The sequence below is a fragment of the Stenotrophomonas sp. genome, from assembly GCF_036662295.1.
GTDB lineage: Bacteria > Pseudomonadota > Gammaproteobacteria > Xanthomonadales > Xanthomonadaceae > Stenotrophomonas.
The window spans coordinates 1-10,207 of sequence record NZ_JAVWXA010000131.1 but is presented as its reverse complement, the minus strand read 5'-3'; the positions used below and the strand labels follow the sequence as shown (position 1 = coordinate 10,207).

Sequence of the window (10,207 nt, the reverse complement as noted above, 5' to 3'; positions counted from 1 at the left end):
CGGGAATGCAAAAGGCCGAAGCGGTGCAACCGCTTCGGCCTCGGCTTTTGATCTCTCCCCCCGGTCATGCAGCGTGCGAGGGGCGGTCAGGGCTATCCCCCTGACGAGACCGTTGCACGGCATGGATGCCGTGCACGAGGCCCCATGGATGGGTTCACGACGTGTCTCGGCAGGGGGATAGCCCTGACCGCCCGCCCGTATCAACGAATAGCGACGAAGCAGCGCTGCTTCGACTTACTCGCGCACCCAGGTCTGCGCGCGGCAGATGAAGGCGATGCAGCCGGAGACGTCCAGCTTGGCGCCACCGGTCTGCAGCTTGGCCTTGGACTTGTAGGTCTTGCCGTTGCCCGGATCCAGGATGGTGCCGCCGGACCAGGCGTTGGCGCCGTCGGCCTTGAGGTTCCACAGGATCGTCATGCCCTTGACCGGCTTGTTCTTGTTGGCGCCCTCGCAACCGTCGCAGACCGGGTTGGGGCCCTTCTCCGAGTGCAGGATGTCCACCACCTTGCCGGTCAGGGTGCCGTTGGCGGCCTGGGTGATCTCCACGATCGACTTCACCTTGCCGGTCTTGTCGTCGATGGTCTTCCAGCGGCCGACCGCACCGTCGGCCGCGCTGGCCGATACGGCCGCCATCAGCAACGGCAGCGCCAGCAGCAGAGTCTTGAACGTCTTGCGCATGTTCCCCTCCCAGGGATGTGGGTAAGCCCGGCGCGGTGCCGGTACAAGGCGACTGTATACCCATTCGCAAGGGTATGGGGCAATCCCGTAGGGGCCGGTCAGGCGATCTCGTACAACTCCAGCGGCAGGCCGTCGGGATCGGCGAAGAACGTGAAGCGGCGGCCGGTGTAGGGGTCGGTGCGGATCGGCTCGCAGGCGATGCCATGTTCGGCCAGGTGGGCGATGCCCGGTTCCAGTGCCGCCACCCGGAAGGCGAGGTGGCGCAGCCCCTGGGCTTCGGGGCGGCTGGGCCGCGGGGGCGGCGACGGGAAGGAGAACAGCTCCAGCTGGCCGCCGTCGGGCAGGCCCAGGTCGAGCTTCCAGGAGTCGCGTTCAGCCCGATGGTGCTCGGCCAGCACCGCCAGGCCCAGCACCTGCACGTAGAAGTGCCGCGAGCGGGCGTAGTCGGCGCAGATCAGGGCCACGTGGTGGATGCCGTCCAGCTGCAAGGCCATCGGCCATCTCCAGTAGGGGAGCGCACAGTCTACCGATCCCGATTTGCAACTTCTTGTAGGGCGTTTCCCACGCCGACTGCGCACTATGCGCGCCTTGTCGAGCAGCGCGCCCTCCAGTGCGGCGTGTGCGCTGTCGGCGCCGATGTGGTGTGCGCCGCACAGAGGAAGGCAAGCGTGATCGTGGTGACAGCCAATACCGGATCGGTGTGCGTGCCCATCGACGTGGGCGACGGGCAGGCCGTGCTGCTGGGCGCGGGCCAGCGCCTGCTCCGCGTCGGTGCGCGCGGCCAGGTGGCGGATGGTCAGGCCGCCGTGGTCCTGCCCGATACCGGGCTGGTGCGCGTGCTGGCCCATTGGGATCACGCGCACGGCGTGGTGCAGCGCGCCGCGTCGCTGGCCGCGCCGGTCGCACACGCACGGGTGGACCTGGCGCTGGAGGTGCCGGCGGTGGCGCAGGCGTGGCTGATCGGCGGGCTGCTGGCCAGCCGGGAGGGCGATGGCGCGGTCGATCCGGCGCTGGCGCTGGTGCTGCACCACCTGGTGCGCGATGAGCGCTATGGGCTGGTGCGCTTCCTGCTGGAGCAGGGCCCGCAGCACAGCATCGCCGCGCTGGCGGGCCGCTACGGGCTGTCGCTGGCGCAGTTCCACCGGCGCTGCCGCCAGGTGTTCGGGCACAGCCTCAAGCGCGAGCTGCGCACGATGCGCGCCGCGCGGGCGCTGCTGGCCTATCCGGACCGGCCGCAGTCGTTCACCCACCTGGCGGCCGACCACGGCTACGCCTCGCTGTCGCACTTCTGCACCGATATCAAGGCGCTGATCGGCCACTCCCCGCTGTCCGTGTATCGGGCCGTTACCCCCACTGTCGAGTAGTCCATGTCCCCCAGATTCCTGCTGCTGTTACTGCTGCCGCTGTCGCTGTGCACCGCGGCGGCGCAGACCCCGCTGGAGGGCACCGCGCTGACCAGCCGCGAGGACCTTCCGCATGCCACGGGCTTCGTCGCGCGCGGCGATGGCGTGGAGCACCTGCTCAACGCGGTCGGCGCGCGCAGCCGGCAGGCGGTGGTGATCAGCGCCAACGCGCGCAAGAAGCGCCTCACCGGCAGTTTCGACCTGGCCCGGCCGCTGCAGGTGCTGTCCACGGTCAGCGCCGAACTGGGCCTGGTCTGGTACAGCGACGGGCAGTCGATCTACGTCTACGAGGCCGGCGAGCAGAAGAACGCGGTGGGCCGGCTGCGCTCCACCTCGCTGGCCACCCTGGTGGATTTCCTGCGCAAGGCGCGGCTGGCCGATGCGCGCTACCCGGTGCGCGGTGGCGGCGGCGATGGCACCTTCTACGTGGCCGGTCCGCCGGTGTACGTGGACATCGTGCTCAACGCGGCCAGCTACCTGGACGAACTGTACGAAGGCGCCGACGCCAGCCCGCACCACGTGGAGGTGATCCGCCTGGAGCACAGCTTCGTCAACGGCCGGCGCTACGGCCTGCGCTCGCAGGAAGCCGAACTGCCGGGCATGGCCGAGGTGCTGGCCGGCGTGTTGCAGATGGGCAACTTCGATGCGGTGGTCAAGCAGGCACCGCCGCCGGCGCTGTCGCCGGAGGGGCTCACCGAGGCGCTGCCGGAGCCGCGCCAGCCGCGGCCGATGCCGGCGCTGGCCGCCAAGCGCGAGGTCGGCGCCGGTCACGCGGTGATCCTGCCGTATGCCGAAACCAACAGCCTGATCGTGCGCGGCACGCTGACCCAGATCGAGCAGGTCAAGCGCCTGGTGGGGGAGCTGGACACCCCGCGGCGGCAGATCGAACTGTCGCTGTGGATCATCGACATCAAGAAGACCGAGCTGGACCGGCTTGGCGTCAACTGGAGCGGCGGGCTGCGGGTCGGCAGCCACCTCTCGATCGGGCTCAACCAGGAACAGGGCGTGAGCACGCTGGACGGCACCCGCTTTCTGGCCTCGGTGCAGGCGCTGTCGAGCAAGGGAGATGCCCACATCGTCTCGCGCCCGGTGGTGCTCACGCAGGAAAACGTCCCGGCGTACTTCGACAGCAACCAGACCTTCTATGCCCAGCTGGTGGGCGAGCGCAGCGTCGCGCTGGAGCAGGTGACCTACGGCACGCTGGTCAGCGTGCGCCCGCGCATCTCCAGCAACGAGGAAGTGGAGATGCAGCTGAAGATCGAGGACGGCGCGGCCGATTCCACGCGCAGCATCGAAGAACTGCCGATGGTCAACCGCACCGCGATCGACACCATCGCCCGCGTGCCGCATGCGATGAGCCTGCTGGTGGGCGGCTACACGCGCCAGGCGCGCGACGGGGGCAGCGCCGGCGTGCCCGGGCTGCGCCGGATTCCCGTGCTGGGCCGTCTGTTTCGCCAGGACAGCGCCAGCGGCGAAAGCATCGCCCGGGTGTTCCTGATCCAGCCGCGGGTGGTGGTGGACCGCGACCTGCTGTCGCCGCAACGGCTGCCCGAGCGCTATGGCCCAGAGGTGGGCAGCCCGCTGTGGCAGGCCGTGCAGGCGCTGATTCCCGCCACCACAGCGGAGGACGCGCGCCATGGCGATGCCGATTCCCGTTAGTTCCGGCCCGTCCCTGCCGGCGGCCCTGGCACGCCCGGCGGCGCGCGCGGCCGACGCCGACGCCGCGCGCGACGAGCCGGCCAGCACCACCGCACCGGCGCGGCGCCCCGGCGTGTTGAGCATGGCGCTGAACATGCAGGACGACCTGTCCGCGCTGGTGGCATCGCTGCAGCGACGCCGCGATGGCGCCGCTCAGGCGGCCCGCGGCGAGAGCGCGGCCTGGATCGACCACGTGCTCGATGACAGCGTGCACGACAAGCTGGCGCAGCTGCGCCAGGCCCTGGTGGGCGTGCGCGGCGTGGCCGATGCGCTGGCGCTGCTGCGCGGGCTGTTCCCCGACCCGAGCGATGCGCTGGCGGTGCTGCGCGCGCTGCTGGCCGATGACGAACTGGAGGAACTGCGCGAGCTGCTGGCCGCGTCGATGGCGGCGCTGCTGCTCGAACAGCAGGCCCAGGGCACGGCGGCAGCGGTGCGCGGCGGCATGAACGTGGCGGTCAAGGCACGGCTGGCGGCGCAGGGCGGGCTGTTGTCGGCGCGCCAGCTGCGCCACAGCTATCGCGACTTCCTGCTGAGCGGGCGCGATTGCCTGGGCGAATACGCGCGCTGGATCGCCCTGTACGGCTTCCCGCGGCGCGGGCTGGTGGTGGATTTCATGGAGCAGGCGGTGGGCGCGGACATGTATGCGCTGGATCCCAGCGGCGCGCAGCTGGATTTTGGCCACCTGCTGCGGCGGGTGCGCAACCTGGCGGTGCTGCGCTCGGCCGATGAGCTGCTGTTGCAGCACTGCGTACGCCAACGGCTGTTGCAGCGCCTGCAGGTGCAGGCCGACACGGTCATCACCGCATTGCTGGCCGTGCTGCGCGGGCTGGAGGACTGGTCGTCGCTGTTCAGCGGCCCGCTGGCGGCCGCGCGCACGGTGCTTGGGCCGGCCGAACGCTCGCAGTGGATCCAGGGCCTGCACCACGCGGTGCGTGCGCTGCCCGACGACGCCTGGCCTGACCTGGACGGCCGCGACCAGGCCATCGCCGCGCTGGATGCCCTGCTGGCGGGCAGCGTGGCACGCGAGCGCCTGCGTCTTCGCCCGCTTCCCAAGGACATGGCGTGATGAACACCCCCGTTGCCCCCGTGAACACCCTGCGCCAACGCGCGGCCCTGCTGCTGCGCCCGGAACTGGCGCTGGTGGCGCTGATGGCCGTGGTGGTGGCGATGCTGATCATCCCGCTGCCCACGTTCCTGGTCGATCTGCTGATCGGGCTGAACATGGCCGTGGCCATCGTGATCTTCCTCAGCTCGTTCTACGTCGAGCGCATCCTCAACTTCTCCACCTTCCCCTCGGTGCTGCTGTTCACCACGCTGATGCGGCTGGCGCTGTCGGTCAGCACCAGCCGCCTGATCCTGGTCGATGCCGACGCCGGCCACATCATCAATGCCTTTGGTGAGTTCGTGGTGGCCGGCAACCTGGTGGTGGGCATGGTGGTCTTCGCGATCATCACCCTGGTCCAGTTCATCGTGATCACCAAGGGCTCAGAGCGCATCGGCGAGGTGGTCGCGCGTTTCTCGCTGGACGGCATGCCGGGCAAGCAGATGAGCATCGACGCCGACCTGCGCGCCGAGGCGATCACCGCCGAGCAGGCGCAGAAGCGGCGCAGCGAGGTCGAGCGCGAGAGCCAGCTGTACGGCTCCTACGATGGTGCGATGAAGTTCGTGAAGGGCGATGCCATCGCCGGCATCGTGATCGTCTTCGTCAACCTGTTCGGCGGCATCGCGGTGGGCATGGCCCAGCACGGCATGGGCTTTGGCGAGGCGGTCAACACCTTCACCCTGCTGACCATCGGCGATGGCCTGGTGGCGCAGATTCCCGCGCTGCTGATCTGCATCAGCGCCGGCTTCATCGTCACCCGGGTCAGCGGCGAGCAGCAGAACCTCGGCGCCAGCATCCTGGGCGAAATGCTCGGCAGCAACGTGGTGCTGGCCATTGGCGCGGTGCTGACCCTGTTGCTGGGCCTGCTGCCAGGCTTCCCGTTGCCGGTGTTTGCCGGGCTGGCGGCCGGCATGGTCGCCCTGCTGGTGTACCGCCGCCGCGCGGCCCGCGCCTCCGCCGGCAGCACGGCGGCGGCAGGCGAGGGCACCCCGGCCGATCCGGCCCAGGTCGAATCGCGCGGCGCGGCCAATGCCGCGCTGACCGCCGAAACCCTGCCGGTGATCGTGCTGATGCCGCCGGCGCTGCTCGCTGCCAGCCAGGCCGGACGCTGGGAGGAGCGCCTGCGCCAGGACGCGTTCATCCATGCCGGCATGCCGCTGCCGCCGCTGGTACTGCGCGCGCATGCGCTGCCCGAACCGCACCAGGTGCAGGTGCTGGTCCACGAGATCGCCGCCGACCACGCGCAGGTGGTGGCCGGCCACTGCCGGGTGCTGGGTCAGCAGGACACGCTGGACGCGCTGGGCATGGGCGTGCAGGTCGCGCATGGCGGCGGTATGGCGCGCTGGGTGCCTGCCGCGCAGCGCAGTGACGTGCAGGCGATGGGCTGCGAGGTGCTGGAGGATTACGACGAACTGCGCCGGCTGGTGCAGGGCGCCGCACAGCGCAACGTGGGCGAGCTGTTCGGCATCCAGGAGGCCAAGCACCTGCTGGACGCGCTGGAAAAACGCTTCCCCGAGCTGGTCAAGGAAACCTACCGGCACATGCCCATCCAGCGCGTGGCCGAAGTGCTGCAGCGGCTGCTGCGCGAGGACGTGTCCATCCGCAACATGAAGATGATCCTGGAGACGCTGGCGCAGTGGGGCCAGCGCGAAAAGGACGTGATCCTGCTGGTGGAGCACGTGCGCGGCGCATTGGCCCGCTACATCTCCGCCCGCTTCGCGCGCGACGGCCGCATCCCCGCGATCGTGGTCTCCAGCGCCATCGAAGACCGCATCCGCGCCGGCATCCGCCAGAGCCAGGGCGCGGCCTTCCTCAACCTGGAGCCGGCCGACGCGGCCGAGCTGATGGATCGCTTCGCGCTGCACGTGGGCGAAGTGACCGCGCTGCGGCCGGACGTGGTGGTGATGGTGGCCCCGGACATCCGCCGCTTCGTCAAGCGCTTCATCGAATCCCGCCTACCCGCCACGCCGGTGCTGTCCTTCGCGGAACTTGCCGACGCGGTATCCCTTGATGTGATGAGAAGCCTATGACCGTTCTGCTCGATACCCTGACCACCGCCCTGCAGTCGCTGGGCTGTGACACCCAGCGCTTCGCCTTCGATACCCACTCCCCGGTGGTGATGGATTTCGTGGACATCGGCGAACTGCTGCTGGAGCCGGAGGGCGATCAACTGGCCCTGTGGGGGCGGCTGGAGACCTCGGTGGGCCATCACTTCCACGGCCGCGCCGATGCGATGCTGGAGGTGCTGTCAGAGCCGGCCGACTACCTGGCCAACGGCAGCCTGTGCCTGCGCCAGCTGGGCGATGCCTGCGCCGTGGGCGGGGTGCTGCACGGCGACTGCCTGGCCCAGCCGGCGCGCCTGGCCCAGGCCATCGAACAGTTGCACGCCCGCATCGGCCAGTTGCAGGGCCTGTTGCGGTGAGCCATGCCGTGCCGCTGTGGCGCACCTGCGCCAGCCCGTCGGCGATGAGCGGCCACGAGCTGCGCGTGCCGCTGGACGGGGTGGCCGTGGGCGAGCATTGCGTGCTGCGGCGCGCCGCGCACGACGCCAGCGTGGTGGGCGATGCGGTGGTGGTCCGGGTGGAGGCGGGCATGGCCACGCTGGCGCTGTTGGGCACGGCCGCGCGGCTGGGCCCGGAGATCGTGGCGGTGCCGAGCGGCGGCCCGCTGCGCATGGCCTTGGGCGCGCACCTGCTGGGCTGCGTGCTGGACGGCATGGGCCATGTGCTTGAACCGCTGGTGGAGGGCGCGGCAACGCCGGCCAGCGTGGTGCCGCACGAACCGGTGCAGGGCGCCCCGCTGGATTACCGCCAGCGTCGCCCGGTGCAGGTGCCGTTCGTGACCGGCGTGCGCGCCATCGACAGCCTGCTCACGGTGGGCGAGGGCCAGCGCGTGGGCGTGTTCGCTGCGGCCGGCTGCGAACACGCTGATGGAAATGCTGCTGGAAAGCGCCGACTGCGACGTGCGCGTGATCGCCCTGGTTGGCGAGCGCGGGCGCGAAGTGGCCGCCTTCGTGCAGGCGCTGCGCGCCAGTGCGCATGCGGCGCGCACGATCATCGTGCAGGCCACCTCCGATACGTCGCCGGCCATCCGCGTGAATGCGGCGATGGTGGCCACGCGCGTGGCCGAGGATTTCCGTCGCCGCGGCCAGCGCGTGCTGCTGGTGATGGATTCGATCACCCGCTATGCGCGCGCCCTGCGCGACGTGGCGCTGGCCGCGGGTGAGCCACCGGCCCGGCGTGGGTTTCCCGCCTCGGTGTTCGAGGCGTTGCCGCGGCTGGTCGAACGGCCGGGCACTACCGCCGGCGGCAGCATCACCGCCTTCTACACCGTGCTGCTGGAAGACGACAGCGACGGCGATCCGGTGGGCGAGGAGGTCAAGTCGCTGCTGGACGGGCATATCCACCTGAGCGGGCGGTTGGCCCAGCGCGGCCACTTCCCGGCCGTGGATGTGCTGCGCAGCGCCAGCCGCCTGTTCCTGCAACTGGCCAGCCCGGCACAGCGCCAGTCCGCGCAGGCCGTGCGCGGCCTGCTGGCGCGGCTGGACGACATGCAGCTGCTGCGCGACATCGGCGAATACACCCCGGGCGTGCAGCCCGAACAGGACCACGCGATCGCACGCGAGCCGCGCCTGCACGCGTTCCTGCAGCAGGACCGGCACGCGCACGCGGCCTGGGCCGACAGCCTGGAGGCGTTGCATGACCTCGCACGTTGAACTGGGCCGCCTGGCCGGCCTGGCCGAGCGGCGCGCGCAGCGTGCCCGGCGCGATGCACAGCAGGCGCTGGCGACCGCGGCCGGCCACGAGCGCGATGCGCACCAGTTGCGCGAGCAGGCCAGCGAGCGCCTGCAGCGCGCCGAGCTGGCGCCCGCCCTGGGGCTGGCCCGGCAAGCCCTGTTCGACCGCCTGCGGGCGCTGGCCGTGGCGCGCGCGCACGGGCTGGAGTGCGATCTGCGCGCGCGCCAGCAGCAAGAACGCGCGCAGCAGCAGCGCGAGGCCGCCCGGCAACTGCTGCAACAGGCCAGCGGCCACCAATCGCGCGCCAGCCGGCTGCAGGCCATGCAGGCGCGCCTGCACCGCGCGGCGCGGCAGGCGCGTGAGCGCCGCGACGAATACGCCATTCAAGAGGAATACGCATGTCGATGACCATCCGGCCCGCCGGTGAAGCCACTCCCGCCCCCGTCTCCGGGCCCAACGCGGTGCCGCTGTCCGATCGGGTCAGCCAGGAGGGCGCGCGCCCGGCGTGGCCGGCGCCCGAGCGCGAGGACGAGCGCAAGGCCAGCGTGTCCGATGCATTGCAGCTGGCCATGAATGCGCCGCTGCCGTTGCCGCCGCTTCCGGTGCCGCCCACCGTGGCAGGCGATCCGGCGCTGCTGGCCGGCAGCCTGCTGCTGGGCGTGCGCTCGCGCGAGGCCGGGGCGGCCAGCGTGCCGACCGTCCAGACCGACACGCAGGCCACCGTTGCCGCCGCGCAGGCGCAGGCGCAGGGCCCGGCAACGCGCGGTGCGCCGCCTGCAACGGACGTTGCGGCGGGCACCGCGATGTCGACGACACCACCGCTGTCATCGGTCCCCGCCGAGCGCTCGGTCGCCGAACGCGATGCCTCCGGGCAGGGCAGCGCGTTGAAGGACGCCCCGCTCACCGCATCCGCGCCGGCCTCGCCCGGTCAGACCGGTCAGACCGGCCAGACCGGCCAGACCGGTACCGCCGCCCCCGGGACGGACGCGCGCAACGAGCCGGCACCCACCGCACCCCGTGGCGACGTGCCGGCGCAGGGCGGCGCGTCCGAGCGCTCCGCCGCACCTGCCGAGGAGGCCGCCGCCAAGCCCACGACGGGCACGCCGACCGCCGCAGCGGCCCCGCCCATGCCCGCCACGCCGCCAGCGCCGGCCGTTGCGCCGGACGCCACGCAGCTGGACCACCTCGCGCAGGCGCGCCGGAGTGCGGCCACCACCACCACGCGCCAGCATGCCAAGGCCGTGCAGCAGGCGCAGGCCACCCAGAACGCGCAGCTCGCCCGCAGCGAGGTGGCCAGCCAGGTCAACGTCGCCTTCCACAGCTGGGGCGTGGGCCACACGGTCACGGCGCGGATGGAGGGCAGCCGCGTGCTGCTGCAGCCGTCCAGCGTGCGCGTCGGCCAGGCGTTGGCCGAGGCCGTCGCCCCGGTCGAAGGCGATCTGCAACTGGCGGTGGAGGCCGTGGAAGACGCCCGCGATGAGCGTCGTCGCCGCCGCCGCGAGCAGACCCCGTGAGCCGATGGCCGATGCGCCGGCTGGACGGCACGGCGCTGGCGCAGGCGCACGCGGTGGCGCTGTGCCAGGGCGCCG

Annotated in this window: 10 protein-coding genes; 8 read left to right on the top strand and 2 right to left on the bottom strand. The window is 71.5% G+C overall.

The window, feature by feature from the left end; all coding sequences use genetic code 11:
* Positions 1-234: 234 nt before the first annotated feature.
* On the bottom strand, positions 235-678 hold the full coding sequence (locus tag RSA25_RS17615; protein WP_332810130.1) for a DUF2147 domain-containing protein: 444 nt from the start codon (positions 676-678) through the stop codon (positions 235-237).
* 98 nt (positions 679-776) lie between these two features.
* Positions 777-1,172, bottom strand: coding sequence for a VOC family protein (locus tag RSA25_RS17610; protein WP_332810129.1), 396 nt, complete (start codon positions 1,170-1,172; stop codon positions 777-779).
* A 174-nt stretch (positions 1,173-1,346) separates the two neighbouring features.
* On the opposite strand from RSA25_RS17610, the gene RSA25_RS17605 reads away from it, so the two are divergent.
* From RSA25_RS17605 to RSA25_RS17570, 8 genes are all read left to right on the top strand, one after another.
* Positions 1,347-2,042: a helix-turn-helix domain-containing protein gene (locus RSA25_RS17605; RefSeq protein WP_332810128.1), complete on the top strand. Its 696-nt coding sequence runs from the start codon at positions 1,347-1,349 to the stop codon at positions 2,040-2,042.
* 3 nt (positions 2,043-2,045) lie between these two features.
* The gene (sctC, locus tag RSA25_RS17600) at positions 2,046-3,740 is read left to right on the top strand and encodes a type III secretion system outer membrane ring subunit SctC (RefSeq protein WP_332810127.1); all 1,695 of its coding nucleotides are present in this window, start codon (positions 2,046-2,048) and stop codon (positions 3,738-3,740) included.
* Positions 3,718-4,845: a type III secretion system gatekeeper subunit SctW gene (sctW, locus tag RSA25_RS17595; protein ID WP_332810126.1), complete on the top strand. Its 1,128-nt coding sequence runs from the start codon at positions 3,718-3,720 to the stop codon at positions 4,843-4,845. The genes sctC and sctW overlap by 23 nt, the downstream gene beginning before the upstream one ends.
* Entirely contained in the window at positions 4,845-6,911 is a 2,067-nt protein-coding gene (locus RSA25_RS17590; protein WP_332810125.1) for an EscV/YscV/HrcV family type III secretion system export apparatus protein, read from the top strand. Before sctW ends, RSA25_RS17590 begins: the two co-directional genes overlap by 1 nt.
* Entirely contained in the window at positions 6,908-7,303 is a 396-nt protein-coding gene (locus tag RSA25_RS17585) for a hypothetical protein (RefSeq protein ID WP_332810124.1), read from the top strand. The genes RSA25_RS17590 and RSA25_RS17585 overlap by 4 nt, the downstream gene beginning before the upstream one ends.
* A 507-nt stretch (positions 7,304-7,810) precedes the next feature.
* A complete protein-coding gene (locus RSA25_RS17580; RefSeq protein ID WP_332810123.1) occupies positions 7,811-8,596 on the top strand; it encodes a hypothetical protein in 786 nt (261 codons plus the stop codon).
* Complete coding sequence (locus RSA25_RS17575; RefSeq protein ID WP_332810122.1) at positions 8,580-9,026, top strand: hypothetical protein; 447 nt, start codon at positions 8,580-8,582, stop codon at positions 9,024-9,026. The genes RSA25_RS17580 and RSA25_RS17575 overlap by 17 nt, the downstream gene beginning before the upstream one ends.
* Positions 9,017-10,132, top strand: a complete 1,116-nt coding sequence (locus tag RSA25_RS17570; RefSeq protein WP_332810121.1) for a hypothetical protein — start codon at positions 9,017-9,019, stop codon at positions 10,130-10,132. Before RSA25_RS17575 ends, RSA25_RS17570 begins: the two co-directional genes overlap by 10 nt.
* Positions 10,133-10,207: the final 75 nt, after the last annotated feature.